The sequence below is a fragment of the Bacillus sp. 220_BSPC genome (genome assembly GCF_001054655.1).
Taxonomy (GTDB): Bacteria; Bacillota; Bacilli; order Bacillales; family DSM-1321; genus Peribacillus; species Peribacillus frigoritolerans.
The window spans coordinates 101,237-123,269 of the sequence record NZ_JVPL01000189.1 but is presented as its reverse complement, the minus strand read 5'-3'; the positions used below and the strand labels follow the sequence as shown (position 1 = coordinate 123,269).

Annotated in this window: 16 protein-coding genes and 1 riboswitch; of the genes, 5 read left to right on the top strand and 11 right to left on the bottom strand. The window is 41.0% G+C overall.

The window, feature by feature from the left end:
* Positions 1 to 117 precede the first annotated feature (117 nt).
* Positions 118 to 1,506 carry an amino acid permease gene (locus tag ADA55_RS14910; protein WP_048685221.1) on the bottom strand — a complete coding sequence of 463 codons (1,389 nt, stop codon included), beginning with the start codon at positions 1,504 to 1,506 and terminating at the stop codon, positions 118 to 120.
* Between the two features lie 495 nt (positions 1,507 to 2,001).
* Positions 2,002 to 2,080, top strand: a riboswitch (glycine riboswitch).
* A 207-nt stretch (positions 2,081 to 2,287) separates the two neighbouring features.
* Between ADA55_RS14910 and ADA55_RS14900 the strand changes: the two genes are divergently transcribed.
* From ADA55_RS14900 to ADA55_RS14890, 3 genes are all read left to right on the top strand, one after another.
* Positions 2,288 to 3,631 carry an amino acid permease gene (locus tag ADA55_RS14900; RefSeq protein ID WP_048685212.1) on the top strand — a complete coding sequence of 448 codons (1,344 nt, stop codon included), beginning with the start codon at positions 2,288 to 2,290 and terminating at the stop codon, positions 3,629 to 3,631.
* A 273-nt stretch (positions 3,632 to 3,904) separates the two neighbouring features.
* Positions 3,905 to 4,105 (top strand): DUF3311 domain-containing protein, encoded by a 201-nt coding sequence (locus tag ADA55_RS14895; protein ID WP_048685209.1) that lies wholly within the window; start codon positions 3,905 to 3,907, stop codon positions 4,103 to 4,105.
* Positions 4,102 to 5,580 (top strand): sodium:solute symporter family protein, encoded by a 1,479-nt coding sequence (locus tag ADA55_RS14890; protein WP_048685207.1) that lies wholly within the window; start codon positions 4,102 to 4,104, stop codon positions 5,578 to 5,580. The genes ADA55_RS14895 and ADA55_RS14890 overlap by 4 nt, the downstream gene beginning before the upstream one ends.
* 132 nt (positions 5,581 to 5,712) lie before the next feature.
* On the opposite strand, the gene ADA55_RS14885 is transcribed toward ADA55_RS14890, so the two are convergent.
* The 6 genes from ADA55_RS14885 to ADA55_RS14855 all read right to left on the bottom strand — a co-directional run bounded on the left by ADA55_RS14885 (position 5,713) and on the right by ADA55_RS14855 (position 13,055).
* Positions 5,713 to 5,919: a hypothetical protein gene (locus tag ADA55_RS14885; protein WP_226990473.1), complete on the bottom strand. Its 207-nt coding sequence runs from the start codon at positions 5,917 to 5,919 to the stop codon at positions 5,713 to 5,715.
* Positions 5,920 to 6,436: 517 nt separating this feature from the next.
* Entirely contained in the window at positions 6,437 to 7,921 is a 1,485-nt protein-coding gene (argH, locus tag ADA55_RS14875; protein ID WP_048685198.1) for an argininosuccinate lyase, read from the bottom strand.
* A gap of 15 nt (positions 7,922 to 7,936) precedes the next feature.
* Positions 7,937 to 9,625 carry an ABC transporter permease gene (locus ADA55_RS14870; RefSeq protein WP_048685196.1) on the bottom strand — a complete coding sequence of 563 codons (1,689 nt, stop codon included), beginning with the start codon at positions 9,623 to 9,625 and terminating at the stop codon, positions 7,937 to 7,939.
* Positions 9,622 to 10,734 (bottom strand): ABC transporter ATP-binding protein, encoded by a 1,113-nt coding sequence (locus ADA55_RS14865; protein WP_048685194.1) that lies wholly within the window; start codon positions 10,732 to 10,734, stop codon positions 9,622 to 9,624. Before ADA55_RS14865 ends, ADA55_RS14870 begins: the two co-directional genes overlap by 4 nt.
* A gap of 15 nt (positions 10,735 to 10,749) precedes the next feature.
* Positions 10,750 to 11,829, bottom strand: a complete 1,080-nt coding sequence (locus ADA55_RS14860; RefSeq protein WP_048685192.1) for an extracellular solute-binding protein — start codon at positions 11,827 to 11,829, stop codon at positions 10,750 to 10,752.
* Positions 11,829 to 13,055, bottom strand: a complete 1,227-nt coding sequence (locus ADA55_RS14855; RefSeq protein WP_048685189.1) for an ROK family transcriptional regulator — start codon at positions 13,053 to 13,055, stop codon at positions 11,829 to 11,831. The genes ADA55_RS14860 and ADA55_RS14855 overlap by 1 nt, the downstream gene beginning before the upstream one ends.
* A gap of 254 nt (positions 13,056 to 13,309) precedes the next feature.
* Here ADA55_RS14855 and ADA55_RS14850 point away from each other — a divergent pair, with 254 nt between their 5' ends.
* Positions 13,310 to 15,817 carry an NEW3 domain-containing protein gene (locus ADA55_RS14850; protein WP_048685186.1) on the top strand — a complete coding sequence of 836 codons (2,508 nt, stop codon included), beginning with the start codon at positions 13,310 to 13,312 and terminating at the stop codon, positions 15,815 to 15,817.
* A 243-nt stretch (positions 15,818 to 16,060) separates the two neighbouring features.
* Here the strand turns inward: ADA55_RS14850 and ADA55_RS14845 are convergent, their stop codons facing one another.
* The 4 genes from ADA55_RS14845 to ADA55_RS14830 form a co-directional block, all read right to left on the bottom strand.
* Positions 16,061 to 16,795 carry an amino acid ABC transporter ATP-binding protein gene (locus ADA55_RS14845; protein ID WP_048685183.1) on the bottom strand — a complete coding sequence of 245 codons (735 nt, stop codon included), beginning with the start codon at positions 16,793 to 16,795 and terminating at the stop codon, positions 16,061 to 16,063.
* Complete coding sequence (locus tag ADA55_RS14840) at positions 16,792 to 17,436, bottom strand: amino acid ABC transporter permease (protein ID WP_048685180.1); 645 nt, start codon at positions 17,434 to 17,436, stop codon at positions 16,792 to 16,794. Before ADA55_RS14840 ends, ADA55_RS14845 begins: the two co-directional genes overlap by 4 nt.
* Positions 17,437 to 17,509: 73 nt before the next feature.
* Positions 17,510 to 18,286 (bottom strand): transporter substrate-binding domain-containing protein, encoded by a 777-nt coding sequence (locus ADA55_RS14835; RefSeq protein WP_048685177.1) that lies wholly within the window; start codon positions 18,284 to 18,286, stop codon positions 17,510 to 17,512.
* A 519-nt stretch (positions 18,287 to 18,805) separates the two neighbouring features.
* The gene (locus ADA55_RS14830; protein ID WP_053087412.1) at positions 18,806 to 20,143 is read right to left on the bottom strand and encodes a YjiH family protein; all 1,338 of its coding nucleotides are present in this window, start codon (positions 20,141 to 20,143) and stop codon (positions 18,806 to 18,808) included.
* Positions 20,144 to 20,815: 672 nt separating this feature from the next.
* Here ADA55_RS14830 and ADA55_RS14825 point away from each other — a divergent pair.
* A complete protein-coding gene (locus ADA55_RS14825) occupies positions 20,816 to 21,868 on the top strand; it encodes a potassium channel family protein (RefSeq protein ID WP_048685174.1) in 1,053 nt (350 codons plus the stop codon).
* The last annotated feature ends 165 nt before the right edge of the window (positions 21,869 to 22,033 follow it).

Sequence of the window (22,033 nt, the reverse complement as noted above, 5' to 3'; positions counted from 1 at the left end):
GTGAATTCAACGACTTTACTCGTGAGTTTCGCTGTTTTACTCGTGAATTCCACAATTGATCTACAAGGACAAAAAAGGCCCTTCTCGAATTAGAGAAGGGCTTTTTAATAGAATTTCTTATCCTGAAATCTCATCATCGGATTTAACGTCCAATGGTGTTCGTTTATCCATTTTCAGCAAGTAATAACTTGCTATTACCAAGGCTAGGAAAACGATCCCGACAACCAAGGAAATCCTTGTACTAGGATTGATCCACATACCTACCAGCACCATCAGCAAAAAGGCTATTGTTGCATAGTTACTGTAAGGGGCCAATGGCATTTTGAACGGATGTTTCTCCATTTCAGCGGCATTTACCTTTCTGAATTTAAGCTCACTGATCAGTAAGACAAACCATGGAATCATCCCGGGCAAAACACTCGCACTGTACACATAAAGGAATACTTGCGGCGGTGCAAGGTAATTCAGGATAACCCCGATGCCCAATCCTAATAGTACAGCGATCGTGCAATATGCCGGCACTCCATTTTTAGATACTTTAGCAAAGACTTTCGGAGCTTGGCCATTCAATGCCAGTGTGTAAAGCATACGACCTGCACTGAAAATCCCACTGTTGCATCCAGACATTGCCGCAGTGATTACGACAAAATTGATGATGCCTGCTGCTGCTGTGATACCTATTTTAGCAAAGGTTGAAACGAATGGGCTGCCTAAGTCATCCAGTTGATCCCAAGGGAAGACTGTCACGATGACGAATATGGCACCAATATAGAAAATTAAAATGCGCCATATGATTGATTGGATCGCTTTTGTTACGGTCTTCGTTGGGTCTTTCGCTTCTCCGGCTGTGATGCCGATAAGCTCAACGCCTTGATAGGAAGCCACGACAAGCGAAAGCGCAAAGAAGAATCCTGTCCAGCCTCCCGTAAAGAAGCCGCCATTTTCCCAAAGATTCGATAATCCAATCGCATCCCCGCCATTCCCTATTCCAAAGAAGATAAGGCCTAGGCCGGCAACGATCATCAATATAATCGTTATGATTTTTATAAGTGCAAACCAGAATTCAAATTCCCCGAAGGATTTAACGGAAATGAGGTTGGCCGCTCCCAAGATGATCATGGCGACCACACCTGGTATCCAGGCCGGTAACTCCGGGAACCAATATTGCATATACAAGCCAACCGCAATGATTTCGGACATTCCGACGATTACCCATTGAAACCAATTGCTCCAAGCAGTCATATAACCTGCCAAAGGATGTATATAGCTGCTCGCAAAGGTTGCAAAAGAACCTGTAGTCGGTTCTAAATAAAGCATCTCACCCATGGAACGCATGATGAAAAATATAAAAATACCTGCGATGGCATAAGCAAGCATTACAGAGGGCCCTGTCCATTTGATCGTGCTCGCCGATCCCATGAATAACCCGACACCGATGGTTCCGCCCAAAGCTATCATTTGAATGTGACGTGCTTCCAGCCCTCTCTTTAATTCCTTGTTCGACATGTTTAACTCCCCCAGATGCAATATCGGTAATGCTTTTCTATCCTTACCACGAACTTATTAATTATTGCGGTTAGAAATGCTCTATCGAAAAAATATCAATAACACTTCATTTATGTTTTCTTATCTTATAATAGTAAATATTCTGTAAAAATACAATTGTATTTTTGAAATAAACAGTTGCCAAATATATCTTGGCAATTTTCCTAATCAAAAAATATAATTTTTAAAAAATGATGATCAATATTTCATAATAGTTATCATCCAAAAAAATAAATTTTTCAAGTACCTTTATAAAAATTAAGACCACTATTAAACTACAGATAATGCCTGTTTCATTTCAAAAAATTTGTTGACCAACCGAAAAATAGATGATAGAATTCCAATATTATTTTATAAGCATAATGAATGATCAAGCAGTGGAAAATAATCACTGGCTGACATTTCTTCACAACCGCATACAAGCAAGCGATGAATGCTATGGATGACACTATAGCAGGAGCAGCTTCTGGAGAGACTGTACAAGATGCAGCGCCGAAGGATTCACAATCTCAGGCAAAAGGACAGAAGAGTAACGAATGATAAAATTGTTATTCTGAACCCTTTAAGAGATTGGTATTATCCAATCTCTTTTTTTATTGTCCATTTTGTGGTTGGACTAAAAACAACAGCTTTAAAACCAATGGGAAAGGCAAGCTGGACGAAAAAATTACGTCCCTCTCTCCAAGACCATGCAGGTAAACTCATTCACTACCAAGACTATAAAAAGACGGGGGCGTAAGAATTGGCAAAACAAGAATTAAAAAGAGATTTAAAAAATAGACATGTACAACTGATCGCAATAGGAGGAACCATTGGCACCGGATTATTTTTAGGTTCCGGAAAAGCCATACAATTGGCAGGACCTTCTATATTATTTTCTTATCTGATAATAGGGATTGCCTTGTTTTTTGTGATGAGGGCCCTGGGGGAATTGCTCTTATCCAATGCAGGGTATGCATCATTCACTGAATTTGCAACCGAATATGTCGGTCCATGGGCCGGCTTCGTAACAGGGTGGACATATTGGTTCTGTTGGATCATGACCGCAATGGCCGATATCATGGCTGTCGGCGTCTATATGCAATATTGGTTCGATATCCCTCAATGGATTCCGGCTCTAATATGCCTAGTCATTCTGTTAGGATTGAACCTTTTGACCGTTAAATTATTTGGTGAATTGGAATTCTGGTTTGCCATCATTAAAGTAATCACGATCATCGCCTTGATCGTCGTGGGGATCATCCTTTTGATCATCGGCTTCAATACCAATAGCGGAACGGTTTCCCTAACGAACCTATGGAATCATGGGGGCATGTTCCCTAATGGCATTTCTGGATTCCTATTATCTTTACAGCTGGTCGTCTTCTCATTTGTCGGTGTCGAATTGGTCGGGGTTTCTGCAGCAGAAACGGCAAACCCGAGAAAGAACATTCCATCTGCCATCAATAAAATCCCTGTCCGGATTTTACTTTTCTATGTTGGTGCACTATTCGTCATTCTCTGCGTCAACCCATGGACACAACTGGATGCCACGAGCAGCCCATTTGTAGAGGTCTTTGCGTTAATCGGCATTCCTGTCGCTGCAGGGATCATCAACTTCGTCGTTTTGACATCCGCTGCTTCTGCATGCAACAGTGGTTTATTTTCAACGAGCCGAATACTTTATACGTTAAGCAGGAATGGCGAAGCCCCTGCTAAACTGGAAAAATTAAATAAACAGGCTGTTCCGAGCAATGCCTTATTAACATCCACAATCGTTGTATCAATAGGGGCATTATTAAGCAAACTGATACCTGAACAGGCATTTACCGTCGTGACGACCATCAGTGCCATCTGTTTCATATGGGTATGGAGCATTATCTTGATTTCCCATATCAAATATTCGAAAACAAGGCCTGACCTAAGAGCAAAATCGACTTTCAAGGCTCCTTTTACACCCTTTGTCAATTACGCCATATTAGGATTATTCCTGTTCATCCTTATTGTTATGCTATTCGCTGAAGCTACACGACTATCACTGCTCTTGACCCCAATCTGGTTCATACTTTTGGTAATACTATATAACTCTAGGAAAAAATATAGCTAAAGGAAATAAAGCCTTGAACTCACTATGAATTCAAGGCTTTATCTGTTTTATGAACATATCATTGTTCGGCTGTCTGCGCACTGCTGCTAAAATATATCAGGCAACTGCATTAAATTTTATATCAAAATAGTGTAAGCTAATATATATTATCGGACCTTTTCGGTCAGGTATGAATTTTCCATCCGGTTCGGTTCACACATCCATCAGTGGCATTGAAGAATAAACCCCCATTGGTGGGCGTTTCACTTTATTTAAAACGGAGGGGGTTGTTTAATGAAGATTATATATATTCTTACACTAGTTCCTTTTATAGGCATACTGGGATTTCTACCTTTTGTTAATAAAATAGAACCATATGTATTAGGGATGCCTTTCAATATGTTCTGGATGGCTATGTGGGTGGTCCTTACCTCTGCCATACTCGGCATCATGTATAAGCTGGATCCCAGGAATCGGGAAGGTGACCAGGAATGAATATTGCTCTCTTAATCATTTTAGCATTTTTACTTCTATCGATATTTTTAGGAATATGCTCTTCAAAAGGAAAAGATATGGACTTGGAACAATGGACGGTGGGCGGACGCGGTTTTGGTGCGATATTCGTCTTTCTGCTGATGGCTGGGGAAATCTATACGACCTTCTCCTTCCTTGGCGGCAGCGGCTGGGCTTATGGCAAGGGCGCACCCGCTCTATATGTTCTAATTTACATTACCTTGTCTTACGTATTATCCTATTGGCTCCTGCCGGAAATATGGAGATACGCCAAAGAAAATAAACTGATGTCTCAATCCGATTTCTTTGTAAGCAAATATAAGAGTCCCGGTTTAGGAATTTTGGCTGCACTTGTCGGTGTGGTGTCGATGATTCCAGTGATCGTCGTGCAGCTGAAAGGATTGGGGATCATTGTCTCAGAAGCATCTTATGGTGCCATCTCTATGTCTGAGGCAGTTTGGATGGGGGCGATCAGCCTTACCATTTATGTGATGATCTCCGGTATACACGGTTCAGTTTGGACCGCGGTCATTAAAGATATCATGATGGTCGCCATAATAGGATTTTTGGGGATTTATCTGCCAATTCATTACTTTGGCGGATTTCAGCCGATGTTTGAAGCGGTTGATGCGGCCAAGCCAGGTTTTCTTAAGTTCCCAGATCAGGGACTTAGCGTATCATGGTTCATCTCCACAGTAATATTGCTCGTATTCGGTTTCTATATGTGGCCACAGGTTTTCAGCGCTGTTTATTCAGCACGCAGCGGCAAGGTATTTCGAAAGAACGCCATCATCAGCCCTTTATATACACTCATGCTGTTATTCGTCTTTTTCGTTGGGTTTACAGCTATATTGAAAGTGCCCGGACTCGTTGGGGCAGATGCAGACCTCTCATTGCTGCGCCTTTCGATCGAGACCTTTGATCCATGGTTTATAGGCATAATCGGCGGCGCTGGATTGTTGACCGCATTGGTGCCGGGATCCATGCTTTTGATGAGCGTCGCTACACTGCTCGCTAAAAACGTTTATAAGGAATTTGCACCTGCCGTATCCGATCGCCACATTGTACGATTGGCAAAGTTCCTTGTGCCAATCATTGCCCTTATAGCCGTCTACTTCACCTTAAACGGCGGCGAAACGATGTCGGCATTAATTCTTATGGGATACAGTCTCATCACACAGCTCTTCCCATCCCTTCTCTTTAGTCTGAAAAGGAATAATCCGATCAATAAATTTGGCGCAATCGCCGGCATCATTACCGGATTGGCCATCGTAATCTGCATTACACTCAGTCAATCGACAATAGGGACCTTGTTTCCATCCTTGCCGCAAGCAGCAAAAGATTTGAATGTGGGAATCATTGCATTGGCAGTCAATTTCATTGTGATGATCACGGTGAGTATTGCTTTCAGAAAGCACGCAGTTCAGTTGGAACCTAAATCCGTTAACGATATATGAAGCAAATTTGAAACTGGTTATGGATCAATAAACATTGGAGGCTCAGTCAAAAGACTGAGCCTTACTTATTCTCGGCTTCCAAGTATAGTGCTTTTTCTCAATATTGTTTATGGGAAACCTCATTTTAGACTATTAATCTTTTCTGTTTATAAACAAATCCCCTATTTTAACTAATAAATACAACGAAAAAATAATCATCAAGGTTCTGGATACCACCAGACCATCAATAGCTAAATCATATCCGCCTCTTAATAAGACTTCCGGATTCAAACATAAAGTAATCGATATTACGAAAGCTATTAAAATCAGGATAACACCGAACTGAGATCTATTTGACATTAACATTCCGCCTCATATTATATATTTTCCAAATAACAGCATTGTTTTTAGGAATAATCTACATTCATTGTCTCTGGGGATGACTCAGTTGCATCAAAAATCCAAAATAAATAGCCGCCCTGATAAAGAATGACTATAATATGAAGCTTTCTCAGTAAAATGGATCGTATTGCTTGCGAGCCAACAAAAAAAACTCTCTTCAGAAGGTTCATGCCTTTATCCGTGAGTTAGGAGCAAATACTCGTGAGGTTCATGCTTTTACTCGTGAGTTTGGAGCAAATACTCGTGAGGTTCATGCCTTTACTCGTGAGTTCCGAGCAAATACTCGTGAATTTCATGCTTTTACTCGTGAGTTCCGAGCAAATACTTGTGAATTGCTTTTACTCGTGAGTTTGAAGCAAATACTCGTGAGGTTCATGCTTTTACTCGTGAGGTTCATGCTTTTATTCGTGAGTTTGAAGCAAATACTCGTGAGGTTCATGCCCGTTAAAACTCATTTTCTTTTTACCCCGTACCTTCAGTAATCCACTAAAGCCTTCCTGCCATCATTCAATTCTTTGACCACTTTCTTATATTCCTGCAACTCTTGTTCCAGTTTTTGTTTTCTATTTACAATCATTCTCGTAACCTCTTTCGGGGAGGGCCCGCCTTGAATGCTTCTGATTTCCACAAAATATTCGGGAGAGATTATTTTTTTCCATTCATCTTCTGCTATGTTCACTGAAACGAATTCATTTATGATCTTGTTGATTTCTTGTGTGTCCCAATCATATAGCTCTTTCCCTTCACTAATCGACTTTTTTGCAATATGACTGGCTATCGAATGGGCTTTTCTAAAGAATATGTCGTAATCTCTTGATAGGGTATCCGCTAATTCAGTAACCGTTATACTGGATTTTGCGGCCATTTTCTTTGTATGTTCTTCATTTACTTTCAAAGTCGATATGACGGCATACATTAGTTTCATGACACGGCCTGCATTCGAAAAAGCGCGATATAAATGCGGCTGTAAATCATCTTCCGTATCGACGATATCACCAAATGGTGTATTGTGAATCATATTCATTGCAGCAAGTGCATCACCATACGCACTGCTTGCAATCGAACGGGAATGTTCAATGGAGACAGGATTCCTTTTTTGCGGCATGATGCTGCTCACTTGAACATAAGGGTCCGCCACGTGAAATGTACCAAACTCCCTTGTCACATGCTGCAGGAAATCTTGGATCCACCTTCCGGTATTGACCATGCACGTCATGATGGCAGTTGCGGTTTCCAATAAATAATCTGCCCCGCCTATCGAGTCATAGGAATTTTCAATCACCGAATCAAACCCAAGCAGTTCAGCCGTACGGTTCCGACTGATCGGAAAACCGGTGGTCGTTAAAGCGGCTGCACCCAAAGGGGATTGGTTAACCGTTTCATAGGCTGCCCATAACCGGCCAATATCCCTTTGAAGCACATCATAAATGGCTAAAAAGTAATGTCCTATTGTAGTCGGCTGAGCCGGTTGGGTATGCGTGTAACCTGTAATATAGGTTTCTGTATGTTTTTCAGCCTGCACCAAGAATGCTTCACTCAATTGGTTTGCATAGCCAACCAATTGGAGCAGATGACCTCTCAAAACAAGCCGGTACATCGCAACCCCCATATCATTACGACTGCGGCCGATATGAATCTTCCCTGCAAGTTCATGGCCGATTTCCTCACCGATCTTTGCCTCCATCATGAAGAATAAGTCTTCGAATTGGGGCTGATAGGTCAACTGCGCGAGATCTGTTTGGGCCACTTTCCGAATCCCATCAAGCATGGTTTTCGCCTCTTCATCTTTAATGATCTTTTGTTCCGAAAGCATGATGACATGTGCCCGATGAATATCGAACATTGCATCAAATAAGTAATCTCTTTGATCATTAAAAACAGGCATCAGAAGCTCTCTAGCATAGGTTTTTCCTGGAAAGACACTACCTTCATTTTTGATAAATTCTTCAAGCCTGCTCATCTTTGAACCTCCGATTTATAAAGCTTTTTCCGCTTTGATTCCAAAAAACTTGTTCGAAATAAAGAGAACGATTACAATCAGCGTGATTTGAATCATCCCATAGGCAGCGGCCTGCCCCATATTGAACATCCGAAGCTGATTCATGATTTCAATGGATATGGGCCTGTTTGAAATCGTGTACAACAGGACCGAGGTCGGGAATTCCCCCACAGATTCGATAAATGCCAATAATGTCCCTGATAAAACACCAGGCATAATAATCGGAAATATGACCCTTCTGAAAGTATAAAACCACTTAGCCCCCAAGTTTCTGGCTGCTTCCTCAATCGAATCATCCAGCTGCTCCAGAACGGCATTAGTCGACCGGACAACGAGTGGAATATGCCTGATGAAATAGGCAAGCGGCAAAATCCAAAATGTTCCTACCAAGATTTGACCGAAAGAAAAAACGCTAGGTTCATTGAATGCGAATATCAAGTTCATCCCTATGACCGTTGCAGGCAACGCCCAAGGAATCATGACTAGAATATCGACAAAGCTTTTCCCGACGAATTTCCGTTTGACAAGTACATAAGACGCTATGACCCCAAACACCAGATTTGCCAACGTTGCAATAACCGCCATCAGTAAACTATTTCGTAACGGTTTGAAGATATTAGGGTCTTCAAACAAAAGCCTGTAATTTTCCACATTAAATACTGTGGGATACGTTTGAAATGTCCAGGTTCCATCTGGCACAAGTGAAAGCAATAGAATCGTAAAGTGCGGTAAAAGCAGAATCATTACGCCGATGATACCAGTTAGGACCATCACCCATTTTATAAATGGGTTCCTCACTTCACTCCTGTGTGCACCTATTCCTTTCGAAGCCATGCGATAATCCTTCCTATTCTGATACCAACGCATGAATAATAGAAATGAAATCGAAACGATGGATAGGATGACGGATTGAGTAGCGGCAATTTCCATATCACCATTGATTTTTGAAAAATAAATTTGCAGGCTTAACACCCTGTATCCGCCAGCTAATAAAAACGGGGCACTGAAAGAAGCCATCGATATCATGAAAACAAGTAAAGAGGCGGCAACGATGGCAGGTGTCAATAATGGAAATGTCACCTTCCAAAAAACCTTTAATTTATTTGCGCCTAAGTTATAAGCGGCTTCTTCAAGTGATGGATCTATTTTATTAATTGCAGCGGATACGGTCATATAAAAATAAACATACATCGTATAGGCATGCACGATAAGAATTCCCGATACCCCGCCAATCTTGAATGGAACCTTATCGAGGCCAAACAGGTCCTTGATGGCATTTGGAATCAATCCCGATTCTCCATATAAAAACATAAAGGCCATGACCCCTACCAATGATGGAAGGACAATCGGCAAAATCGCTGCTGATGAGAAGAAGCTTCTGCCGGGAAAATCGTAACGGTTAAAAATGAATGCGAGCGGTATGCCAATCAAGGCACTGACCAATACACTCAATAAGGATATATAAACAGAATTCCAAAGAGCCTCTAAGTTCGTTTTCGATTCCTGTACGAAGAAGTCCAGATAATTTCCAAGGGATATCGATCCGTCTTTTTGCAGACTTTCAACAAAGGTCCTCAATGACGGGTAGAGTACATATGCTATGAGCACCAATACAACTGGTATAAGGAGCCAAACCGTCAATCTCGTATCACGATTTTTAATCATGGCGCATCACCGCTTATGACAGGGATAAGACGCAGCTGTTTCTCGGGAAGCTGGACATACACTTCCTTTCCTTGATAAAAGTATCCAAAATCATGGGTGTTAAATACGTCGACCCTTAGTAACACGTCTTGAACATCCACCATGACATTCACAACAGATCCAAAGAATTGGACGGAATTTATTTTACCTTTAAAGATATTCATTCCTTCTTCGGTCACATCCAGAATCCTGATTGCCTCAGGACGAATCGAAACAGCAAGGTCAGCATCACTCTGTATGATCGAAATTCCGTCCCTAGCTTGATTTTCCACATTCAATTTAATCGGTTGTTCACTATTCTTAAGGGCAACCTCTATATTATCTTGATGAACTTTTTCAACTTGAACGGGCAAAAGATTAATTTCGCCTATAAAACTCGCCACAAAATCATTAGCCGGCCGATTATAAATTTCTGTTGGCGTCCCGACCTGGTGACATACACCATAATTGAACACAGCGATTCGATCACTCATGGATAATGCCTCTGCCTGATCATGTGTGACATAAATGGTGGTAATCTTATAATCACGCTGCAGCCTTAAGATTTCCACTCTCATTTCATCACGAAGCTTGGCATCCAGATTACTTAATGGTTCATCCAGCAGTAATATTTCCGGTTCAATGACCAGTGCTCGCGCAAGGGCCACCCTCTGCTGCTGTCCTCCGCTTAACTGGCTCACTTGACGATTCGAGTAGCTCTCCAGCCTGACCTTTTGGAGGGCATCCAGCACTCTCTTCTTTAAGTCAGCAGAAGAAACCTTTCTCACACGCAAGCCAAACGCTACATTTTCAAAAACAGTCATATGGGGAAAGAGGGCATAGTTTTGAAAAACCATGCCTGTATTTCTTTTCTCCGGAGGTACACGCGTCATATCTTTGTCGCCAAATCGGACGACACCTTTAGTTGGATAATAAAAACCGGCTATCATCCGAAGTGTTGTCGTTTTACCGCAGCCGCTTGGACCAAGAAAGGTAAAAAACTCACCTTCTTTGATGTCCAGATTTAACTGGTCAACAGCTATCGTTTTCCCGAAGGCTTTTTGGACATTCTCTATTTTTATTGACGCCATCCCAACGACACTTCCTTATTCTTTAATTTCTTTATCTCCACTTTTAATATTTTCGTCCCAGTATTTCATCCACTCGTCACCTTTTTCCTGGAATGCATTCCAATCAATTTCCATCGCTTTAATTTCGGTTTCCGTGATCCATTCAGGTAAACCCTTCACATCACTTCTGGTCGGAATCCTGTAAAATTCTTCTGCTAATGTTTTTGCGGCTTCTGGTGAATTCACGAACTCATAAAAGGCTTCAGCCGCTTTGGGATGCTTGGCACCTTCAACGATGGCGATACCTTCCGTCAATACTGGCGTTCCGCTTTCTGGAATGACGAACTCAAATGGATAATTTTTATTTTCTTTCAGCATGACGACATCCGGCATTGCCCAAACGGAAAGTGAGCCCTCTCCTTTGGCTACCTTGTTATACATCATTTCAGGATTCGCTGAATATTCCTTCGTGTTTTGGTCGAGCTTCTTTAACCAGTCATACCCTTCTTTCGGATCATTTGTATCCTTATACGTACGATAGATCATCGCAGAAAAAATTGTCCTCATCGTTCCGGAGGCTAACGGATAGCGGATGATGATTTCGTCTTTCCATTTCGGATCAAGCAGCTCATCCCAATCTTTCGGTACCTCGTCTTTTGATAATTCTTTGCTGTTATACATGATGACTTCCGGTGTCTGGCTCGTTCCTGTCCAATACCATTCCGGGTCGCGGAATCCTTCATCGAGACTATCGGAATAGCTAGGCTTATAAGCGGCCAGCAGCCCATCATCCTTTGCTTGATTGAAGTTCGTGGAAGGTGCCCCCCACCAAACGTCTGCCTGCGGATTACTTTTCTCTGAACGAACACGGTCAAGGATTTCCTGAGACCCCATATCAAGCCACTCAACATCAATACCATACTTACCTTCGAACTGCTTTTCGAATTTTGATAAAATATCTTTGCCATGCGGCGAATAAACAACGATTTTATCTTCGAGCTCACCCTTTTCGCCAGCATCCGAATTCGTTTTCGTATCTGTACCGTTACACCCCGAAATTAATAGTGCTGCCGATAAGGTCAGTACTGAAACAAGCGACTTTTTCCTATTTTTCATTAATATTCCCCCTCATCACGAAAATTCAAAATGCCATCATGTTCCCTTAAGAAAAGGGAAACCGCTCCAAGCACCCCTGCGTTTTCTCCCAGTTGTGAAGTTTTCATTTCTACTAAACTTGGAAGATATCGATCAACGACCTCCCGAATTCTAGGTAAAATGTATTCAGCAGAATTTAATACACCACCTCCTAAAATGATCACTTCCGGATTTAGCAAACTAGCCGCATTGACAATTCCGCAGGCTAAATGTTCAATGGCTTCATTTATGATGGCCATAGCTGCCGTGTCTCCTTTTTTTGCTGCCAAAAAAGCATCCTCCCCCGATAGTTCGGAAGATTTGGCCCGTTCGAATAAAAAATGGTGAGGGTCCTTGAGGACCTCCCTGGTGAAATGACCGCCAATCGACTTGCCTCCTGCGACACTTTCCAAATAACCGTATCTATGGAAAATCGGCTTGAATTCACGTTTTATATCCTCTTTGTCCGTCACCATATATCCCATTTCCCCAGCGGCACTGGAAGCTCCTCTGTATAACTGGTTATTCAAGATGATGCCGCTTCCGATTCCCGTGCCAACCGCAATGAACAGCAAATTCCGCTTATTTTGTGCATTCCCCAGCCACTGTTCACCTAGTGCAGCCGCGTTTACATCATTGTCAAGAAAGATGGGGAAATCAAAATAACGCTTCGCTTCTGCTATAAATGGATATTGCACCCAGCCTAAACTCGGTGCCTCTATTACTAATCCGCTTGCCGTTTGCGTAATGCCAGGGATCCCGACTCCCATCCCCAATATCCTTTCCTTCGCAATCTGATTCTTTGCAATTAACCGCTCCGTTTCAATCGCCATTTGTTTAAGAAGCCCTGAATTTAAATAAGTGTTTGTTGAAAAACTAGTGTCAGCAAGGATGTTGCCGCTTAAATCGCTTAAAACGATTTTCACTTTCGTCCCGCCTATATCGACACCGATGATATAGGCGGCCTTTTCATTAAAAAAGAGCTGGATGGGCCTCCTCCCGCCTTGAGATGAGGATACTCCTATTCCTTTCTCGAATACCCATTTCTCCTGTATAAGTTCATCCACAGCCTGAGAAACAGTTGGTTTACTTAGCTGAAGCTTAACGGCGATTTCAGCTCTTGAAATGGGTGAACATTCTTGGATGCATTGAATGATTCTTTTTTTATTTACATATTTTTGATGACTGGGTGTCCTTTTAAAACTCATCACATCACGGCCTTACATTATTTAGTTAGTAATTCTTCCTAATTAAGTAAAAATATAACTTAAATGATTTCAACGCACAATACTTTTTCGTAATATTTAAAATGTTCAATTTTTAATAGTTACTTCGCATTATTTACATTTATAACCATTAGTGCTATTTATTAGATAGGTTTTTTTGTCTGGTTAGTTAGAAAGCATTACTAACCTACATTTTTTTAGGTGTTTAATAAAAGTTGAAGGGGGTTAAAAGAAGAATGAAAAAAGCTTTGTTATCGTTGCTTTCCCTTTTGTTGGTTCTTGCGTCATTGCCGCTTGGAGGCAGCGCTGCAAATCCTGATGAAACCAACGTTGAATTATGGAATGCGGTCAAGCCGCTCGAAACGACTGTGACATTCTTGAACAGCGGTGCCCATCCCGATGATGAACGCAGTGACTTTCTCGCTTATCTATCGAGAGGGTTAGGGGTGAAAACATCCAGCCTGATTGCAAACCGTGGTGAGGGAGGACAAAATGAAATTGGGGATGAACTGGATAACGCTCTTGGAATCATCCGTTCGAGGGAAATGATAGAAGCTGCAAAAATCACCGGGGTTAAAGCCTATCATCTAAGTGAAACCACCTCTGATCCCATTTATGATTTCGGTTTCTCTAAAACACCAGAGGAAACATTACAAAAATGGGGCGAGGAACTCACATATGAACGGCTTATCCGCTTTATTCGGACGTATCAGCCAGATATATTGATGCCATCCTTTCAAAATGATGATACCCAGCATGGACATCATCGAACAATGACAATCCTAAGTGAACGTGCCTTTACGGATGCCGCCGACCCAACTGTGTTTCCACAACAATTGAAACAAGGTCTATCGGTATGGCAAGTGAAAAAGTTATATTTGCCCGTTTCCTCGGCAGATCAAGCAACCACTTCGATAGAAATCGGTAAATATGACCCAATATACAAAATGACTTACCCACAGCTTGGAGAACAATCCCGCTATCTGCACAAAAGCCAAGGCATGGGTTCTGATATCCCTGCAGCACCACGCCAGATCCATTTGGATTTGAAGCAAAGCGCGGTTGATACAAAAAGCGAGTCGGACCTTTTTGCAGGTGTACCTTACAATTTTACTGAATGGGCTGAAAAACTCCCTCGCTCAGCTTCAAAATTAAAAGGTGAATTTAAATACCTGCAACGGAATCTGAACGCTGTTATTGAGGCTTATCCCCATGCAAAACGTGTTTTTTCAACATCCCAAAAAGCTCTTTCCAAGGTTCGTTCAATGACTGCGCAAGTCAAAAAGGCAAAGCTAAGCCCTGCCATCAAAAACGACTTGCTTCATAAGCTCTCATTAAAAGAAGAGCAATTGCAAAACGTCAGTTATGTCTCCTCAGGGCTCGAGGTTCAAGCTAAAGCAGCTTCAAAGATTCTTACGAAAGGTCAAAATACGTACGTAACCATAACCATGAAGAATAACGGGAAACAAACATTGAAAAAAGTCGCTGCTGCATTGAACGTGCCTAAAGGATGGAAGACAAAAACAAAATCAAAAGATGTCAATCTGGCACCTAATAAATCAGCGACAATGACCTACCTGGTTGAAGTCCCTGAAGATGCAGCTTATTACCATGCCTATGATGAATCAACCATTACGACCAGCATTTCTTATAAATACGGGAGCACAAAAACTTCCATCAAGGAAGAATTGGATGGAACGATCGCCGTCCTTCCCGACGTTGGCCTTACCTTAACTCCTGAAGATATCGTCGTAAATACAGCAGATGTAAGAGAGGAAATCCCAGTGACGGTGACCTTGAAAAATTATACAGAAGGAAAAGCATCAGCAAAGGTCGCTTTAAAAGTCCCTGAAAATTGGGGAGTTCATCCCCAAAATGCCACTGTATCATTTAATGAAAAATCAGAAGAAAAACAAGTGAAGTTCACCCTCAGACCACCGAAGGCCATCCAAAAAGGTGAATATCAGGTGAAGGCTGCAGCCACTGTCAATGGGAAAACCTTTGATTCGACCATTCAGGAGATTTCCTATGACCATATCGGAACATTCTATTACCAATACCCAGCAGCTATCAATACCGTTGCATTTGAGCTTTTGAAGCCAGCTTCATTAAAAGTGGGGTACATTGAAAGCGGATTCGATAAAGTGGCAGATTACTTAAGCAATGCAGGGCTGAACATTACGAAGTTAACTGCAGCTGATTTAGCTGAAGGTGATTTAAGTCAATATGACACGATCGTTACAGGCATCCGTGCCTATCTATCGAGGGAAGATTTAAAGGCAAATAACGGGCGCTTACTTGAGTATGTGGAAAACGGCGGACATCTCGTCGTGCAATACCATAAACCGGGTGATGGATGGGATGCCTTGAAGACGGCTCCATATTCTCTTACCCTCGGGAATCCTTCGATTCGCTGGCGGGTAACCGATGAAAAAGCCACAGTAAACGTGTCGAAACCAGAATCGGCGCTTTTTACCTATCCAAATAAAATAACAAATGATGACTGGAGCAATTGGGTCCAAGAAAGAGGATTGTATTTCCCAATGGAATGGGATGAACGGTATGAAACATTCATTTCCATGGCAGATCCGAATGAAGAACCATTTGATGGCGGTATCCTTATGGCTAAGTATGGTAATGGCACCTACCTCTACACCAACCTTGTCCTATACAGGCAAATTCAAGGCCAGGTTCCAGGCGGATATCGAATCATGACCAACTTGATTAGTTACGGTGCCAAATAAGTAAAAAGAAACCTATGCATGTGTTGAATGCATAGGTTTCTTTTCTGTGACGTTTGGCCGATTGAAGCTGATATGAATAAAAACATCTCCTGACTGATAGGTTCCTGCTCTAAAAACCAAAAAAGTTATGCACAAAGATGAGGAAAAGGCTCATGCGTTTGGGTTTCCCCTCATTTCCCGCATTCCTTTGTCCACACTTTATGCACAACTTCATTCATGATTTACGATCTTAAAAACATCCCGTTAAAGCACTTTGCTCAAGAATGCTTTGGTTCTTTCATGCTGAGGGTTACCGAATAATTCATTCGGCTCATTTTCTTCCACGATATACCCTCCATCCATGAATATCACCCGGTCCCCGACTTCCCGGGCAAAGCCCATTTCATGTGTAACGACGACCATTGTCATGCCTTCTTTAGCCAGTTGTTTCATTACCTCCAAAACATCGCCGACCATTTCAGGGTCAAGGGCCGAAGTCGGTTCATCAAATAGCATGATCTTCGGATTCATCGCCAATGCCCTTGCGATGGCGACCCGCTGTTTTTGTCCGCCGGAAAGTTCCCCTGGATAGCTATTTGCTTTTTCCTTTAGACCAACCTTATCCAATAACTCAAGCGCTAATCTTCCTGCTTCCGCTTTATCGGTGGCACGAATTTTAATAGGGCCCAAGGTTATGTTCTCCAAAACGGTCTTATGAGGAAATAGATTGAAATGTTGAAAAACCATTCCAACTTCTTGCCGGACTTTGTTTATATTGATTTTCCTTTTAGGATCGGTTATATCATGTCCGTTAATGACCACCTCGCCACCCGTAACTTCCTCAAGGAGATTCAGGCAACGCAGGAATGTACTCTTTCCAGATCCAGAAGGGCCTATTACGCAAATTACTTCCTTTTCCTGCACTTCTGCATTAATATCTTTTAAAACTTCGACAGTTCCAAATGATTTTCTCAGGTTTTTTACTGTAATGATGCTCATCGAACTTGTACCCTCCTTTCTATGAAATTAGCAATTAGGGTTAACAAATAGATGATGATAAAGTAAATCACACCTACGGCCAGCCAAATCTTGAATGCTTCAAAAGTTGCCGAAGCTTGAATCTGACCTTGCTGGGTTAAATCGGCTATACCAATGACGGATAATAGAGAAGTATCCTTCAAGCTGATGATCGATTGATTCGTAATGGTAGGGAGCATCCTTCTAAAGGCTTGCGGAAGCACGACATATCTCATTGTTTGAGCTCCAGTGAACCCGATGGATCTTGCCGCCTCCGTTTGCCCTTTATCGATGGATTGTATCCCTGCCCTTATTATTTCAGCAAAATATGCCCCTGCATTGATTGCAACGGTAATTATTCCAGCTGTTGTACTGTCCAAAGAAATCAAATTCAATGAATTCACACCAAAATAGATAAAAAATAACTGAACGATGAACGGTGTCCCTCGTATTGCATCCACATAAACCTTTGCAATCCAGTTCAAGATTTTGATGGGGGCAAGTCGCAGCAATGCGACAAGTAAACCAATCAAAAACCCTAGGATAATGGCAATCACAAAGATATAAAGTGTCACCTGAAGTCCTTTTAATAAAAGTGGCAACGCCGCAACAATTATATCCATTTCTTTCACCCCTTTGAAAAAGAAAGCGCGCAATAAGCGCGCCTAATGAGCTTTAATCTATTGTTTATTAACCTTATTCACCAAGATACGTTTTTATAATTTCATCATACGTGCCGTCTTTTTTAAGATTGGCAAGACCATCATTTATTTTTTTCAATAAATCCTCGTTTTGCCCTTTCAATACAGCAATTCCATATTGGTCACCATTCAAACGGTCACCTACGATTTTCAACCCAAGATCTTTTTGGGCGATTGCATATGAGATGACAGGATAATCTTCTATAAGGGCATCCGCATTACCGTTGGCCACTTCCTGGAACATCGCTGGACTATCATTGAATTGAACAACTTTGATTCCTAGTTTCGTAGCATTATCCTGTGCATATTTAGCACCTGTTGTTCCTTTTTTCACTGCTATGGTTTTTCCTTTAAGATCCTTAACGGTTTTAGTGCTTGTATTATCTTTCTTAACAACTATTGTTAACCCTGCATCAAAATACGGTGTTGAGAAATCCACTACCTTTTTTCTTTCCTCTGTAATGCTCATTCCCGCAATGGCCACATCAAGCTGATTGGCTTGCATAGCCGGAATGATTCCACCGAAATCCATTGGAGACAATTTGATTTTGAAATCCTGGTCTTTCGCGATTGCATTGATCAATTCAATATCGATACCTTTATAGTCGTTCCCCTCTTTAAATTCAAAAGGAGGATAAGTCGTATCCACACCAACTTTATATACCTTTTCAGGTTTCTTTTCCTCACCTGCATTTTTTCCTTCATTGGTTCCACAAGCCGAGATAAAGATAGTTAAAATCAAAAACATACTCAATAAACCAAGTTTCTTCATTCAAATCACTCCAATTCTAAATTATACGTGATAATAAATAATTCTCCCTATAATATAGCATAAGAATAAAGTATTATAATATGAATTTTCAGAATAAATATTATTTTCTCCAAATAATTTTTATGGATGTTTTTCCTAATATTGTTCATGTGATGGAAAATACAAAAAGGCTATGGGATCCTTCTCGATAAAAATGGCCGATCATGTCATCAATACCTCTAAAACAAGACCATTGGAGGGTGGTATTCACCAGGGTCCTTTAGTCATCCCTAATAGTAGATGCCCATTAGTTGGATAAGAAAAAAACTAAATCAATTAACTTTTGGATACTTTTAAACTGGAATACAAGGAATTGTTTTCCGCCTTCCACTCCCCCTGCTTCAAATGTCCTCCGCAACCGTGAGTCCTACCATGTCTACTTCTATCAAAAAAAGGCCAACCAGTAATTTTTACTGGTCGACCTTATAATACCAACGCATCCGTTCGATTTGTGATCGAATTAAGATTCATTGATTTGCACTAAAGCAGCAATATTGCGATGGGTGCCGTAATAATTAACGTGATGAGTGTCCGTTCAAACCAGATTACAATCAACTTCGTAATGCTGATCGGGATTTCGGTTGATAGGATACAAGGTATCGTCGCTGAAAAGAACAATATGGATGAAACAGAAACCACGGCAATGATGAACTTAGTTACCAGAGGTGCATCAACTACAAGAAGCGCCGGCAGGAACATTTCTGCAATTCCTATAGCTGAAGCTTTGGCAGCCAAAAATGGTTCAGGTATTTGCAATGCCCAGGTAAATGGGTAAAAAAGATAGCCAAGTAAATTAAATATTGGAGTGTACTCCGCTAATACAAGGCTGATGAGACCAACGGATAAAATGGACGGCAGAATGCTCATTGTCATAAGAAAACCGTCCTTTAAGTTCTCCCATAAATTTCTGCCAAGACTTACGGAATTATTTGCTCCCACCATCGCACTGTTCCAGGCATTTCGGAAAAGTCCTTCTTTGATAACTTCTTCTGGATCCGCATTATCCGAATAATATTCGTCGCTCATTTTATTTAATGGCCAAATGCGTACGGTAATGGCAGTGACAAGGTACGTGATCCCTAAAGAAACCCAAAAGAAAAGCGACCATAAATCCATAAGCCCGAGGGTTTTTGCTACAACGATCATGAACGTTGCTGAAACCGTTGAAAAGCCAGTTGCAATAATAGCTGCCTCTTTAAGGGTGTATTTTCCTTCTTTATATAGTCGATTCGTAATAAGCATACCAATGGAATAGCTACCTGCTAAATCAGCAACCATATCAACCGCTGAACGCCCCGGCGTTTTAAATATCGGCCTCATGATCGGCTGCATCAGTACACCCAAAAATTCGAGAAGCCCGTATCCAATGAGAAGCGCCAAAAATATAGCACCTAAAGGAACGACAAGACCTACAGGTATGACAAGTTTTTCGAAAAGGAAAGGACCCATACTTGGGGCCATTAACCATTCGGGTCCGATCTTGAAATATATTAAGATCGCAACAACAGCACCTAATACTTTTAATAAAGAAAAAACGATTGATACTTTATCTTTGCTCCAGGTTTTTGAAATAAATGGATAAACAGCTCCTAATAGAATGACAATAAGAGCATAAATGGGAACGGCTGACGGCAAGGTTACTTTGATCCATGTTACTATATGATCAATTGGTATGCTTGAAACACCATTTATGGTAATGGGAATAAAAAACATAAAACTTCCTATTAAACTGTATATAATAAACTTCAGTACATTCGTAGTAGATTGAATCTGCGGCTCCTCTTGTTTCGTATTTGTCGCAACATTTGGTGATTCCATAATCATTCCCCCTTTAATTTAATTGCCTATTGGGTAAATTCTGGCGTCATGCCCACATCCAATCACGTAAAGTATCACCTTATTCCAGCAGCAAACACCCCAGCTATGTGCCGCTTTCCCATCCCCCGTGTACCGGTGCACAACTAAAACCCGGTAATATTGTTCATTAACATGCGAAGCACTGCCACTTGTTGCGAGACTTTTATATGCAATCCTGTTCTTTTTTTAATATCTTTACCCTTTCACTTGTATCCGCTTTCATTTTGCTTGTCCTCCTCATTATTTAACATTCATTGTATACTGAAAATTCTAATAATAATTTTACTTTTTGATGATTATTTTATAATTTATATTCTAAAATTCATCTATTATTGTCCTTTTTATAATCTATATTAAAATCAGAGCGAAATTTAAGAGCAGAATCTATAGTTTTGGTACCAAAAACTAACTGAATGAGTGGTCTATTAAGCTTGGGCAGATAAAACTCAGTGTTCCTGCCCCTTTTTTGCATAAGAAACAGAGCTGAACGTCACACATCCAATCAAGCTTTCTTTTATATGCTTTTTGCTCCCAACTTGGGGATAAATAGTTCTTACTCTTACGTTTAATTATCTGTTAAATTGGGGAAATATAAATTCAATCGACGATGACTTAATAACTAGGATGGGTATGATGAGAATTAAGGTAAAAAAAATAATATATTACCTGATTAAATTAAGAGGGAAAATCTTTATACCATTTGCCATTTTATACATATTAGTTGCAGCATATATTGCTTTTTCTATAGAGCCACAGACGTTCGAATCATATTTAACTTCAGTTTACTGGGTTCTTACAACGCTTGCTACGGTTGGTTTTGGTGACTATGCACCGGTCACCGATCTTGGAAAAGCATTTACCATCGGTCTATACATAACGGGTATTGGGCTTGTTAGTCTTTTTATTGGAAAAATCATTAAATCTGTATATCTTATCGAAAAACGTAAAGTTGGTGGAAAAATGAAATATACAGGTAAAAATCATATCATTCTGATTGGATGGAGTGAAAAGTCAAAATCAGCAATTCAAGAAATTTTTAAATCTGATGAAACCATCGATATTGTAATCATTGATAACCTGGAAAAATCCCCCATGATGGAGGAGCGTCTGTTTTATGTTCGCGGGGATGCCACGGATGAAGAAACATTACTCCGTGCAAATCTGCCTAAAGCAAAAGGCGTTATCATTTTTGCTGACCAAATAACACAAGATAATTATGCTACAAAGGATCCGTTACTTGTCGATGGAAAGACATTATTAGTTGCCACTGCCATAACGTCCATTGAAGAAAAAACCAATACGGCAATACACGTCACCGCTGAGGTAATCAATCAAAAGCATATTCGTTTATTTGAGCGTGTAAAGGTGGATGAGTTTATTCCTACACAAGAAATGATCTCCCACGCAGCAGTACGATCATTATTTTCTCATGGAGTCACTCACATGTATTCAGAACTTATGAGCTCAAAGTATGAAGAGACGATGTATGAGATTTCTAAACAAGATGAATGGCGAACCTATCGTGATGCATTCATGGACCTTCTTAATAAAGGGGCCACACTGGTAGCAGATCGTGGTGACCTTAACATAAACCAAAAATTAGATGCACGAATTCCTGATGATGCACAGCTTTTCATAATTTGCGATAAAGAGACCATTTCTAAAATAAATTCAAAAATACATTAGAAGCAGAAATCTTTAGGGATGCTATAATGGCATCCCTCAGTTTGTAGACAAAAGGGTTTTATCTAATGTTAAAACTAAGTTGATTGGAGCGGGTGTTCGAGACTCCTGCTTAGAAAAGCGCGTCTAGGGTAGACCCCGCAGTCGCAAGCCGAGGGAGGACCGCCC

Excerpts from the sequence above, each read along its gene's own strand:
- ADA55_RS14910 (WP_048685221.1), bottom strand. The coding sequence starts at position 1,506 with ATGTCGAACAAGGAATTAAAGAGAGGGCTGGAAGCACGTCACATTCAA.
- ADA55_RS14895 (WP_048685209.1), top strand. The coding sequence starts at position 3,905 with ATGAAGATTATATATATTCTTACACTAGTTCCTTTTATAGGCATACTG.
- ADA55_RS14890 (WP_048685207.1), top strand. The coding sequence starts at position 4,102 with ATGAATATTGCTCTCTTAATCATTTTAGCATTTTTACTTCTATCGATA.
- ADA55_RS14885 (WP_226990473.1), bottom strand. The coding sequence starts at position 5,919 with ATGTCAAATAGATCTCAGTTCGGTGTTATCCTGATTTTAATAGCTTTC.
- argH (WP_048685198.1), bottom strand. The coding sequence starts at position 7,921 with ATGAGCAGGCTTGAAGAATTTATCAAAAATGAAGGTAGTGTCTTTCCA.
- ADA55_RS14870 (WP_048685196.1), bottom strand. The coding sequence starts at position 9,625 with ATGATTAAAAATCGTGATACGAGATTGACGGTTTGGCTCCTTATACCA.
- ADA55_RS14865 (WP_048685194.1), bottom strand. The coding sequence starts at position 10,734 with ATGGCGTCAATAAAAATAGAGAATGTCCAAAAAGCCTTCGGGAAAACG.
- ADA55_RS14860 (WP_048685192.1), bottom strand. The coding sequence starts at position 11,829 with ATGAAAAATAGGAAAAAGTCGCTTGTTTCAGTACTGACCTTATCGGCA.
- ADA55_RS14855 (WP_048685189.1), bottom strand. The coding sequence starts at position 13,055 with ATGAGTTTTAAAAGGACACCCAGTCATCAAAAATATGTAAATAAAAAA.
- ADA55_RS14850 (WP_048685186.1), top strand. The coding sequence starts at position 13,310 with ATGAAAAAAGCTTTGTTATCGTTGCTTTCCCTTTTGTTGGTTCTTGCG.
- ADA55_RS14845 (WP_048685183.1), bottom strand. The coding sequence starts at position 16,795 with ATGAGCATCATTACAGTAAAAAACCTGAGAAAATCATTTGGAACTGTC.
- ADA55_RS14840 (WP_048685180.1), bottom strand. The coding sequence starts at position 17,436 with ATGGATATAATTGTTGCGGCGTTGCCACTTTTATTAAAAGGACTTCAG.
- ADA55_RS14835 (WP_048685177.1), bottom strand. The coding sequence starts at position 18,286 with ATGAAGAAACTTGGTTTATTGAGTATGTTTTTGATTTTAACTATCTTT.
- ADA55_RS14830 (WP_053087412.1), bottom strand. The coding sequence starts at position 20,143 with ATGGAATCACCAAATGTTGCGACAAATACGAAACAAGAGGAGCCGCAG.
- ADA55_RS14825 (WP_048685174.1), top strand. The coding sequence starts at position 20,816 with ATGAGAATTAAGGTAAAAAAAATAATATATTACCTGATTAAATTAAGA.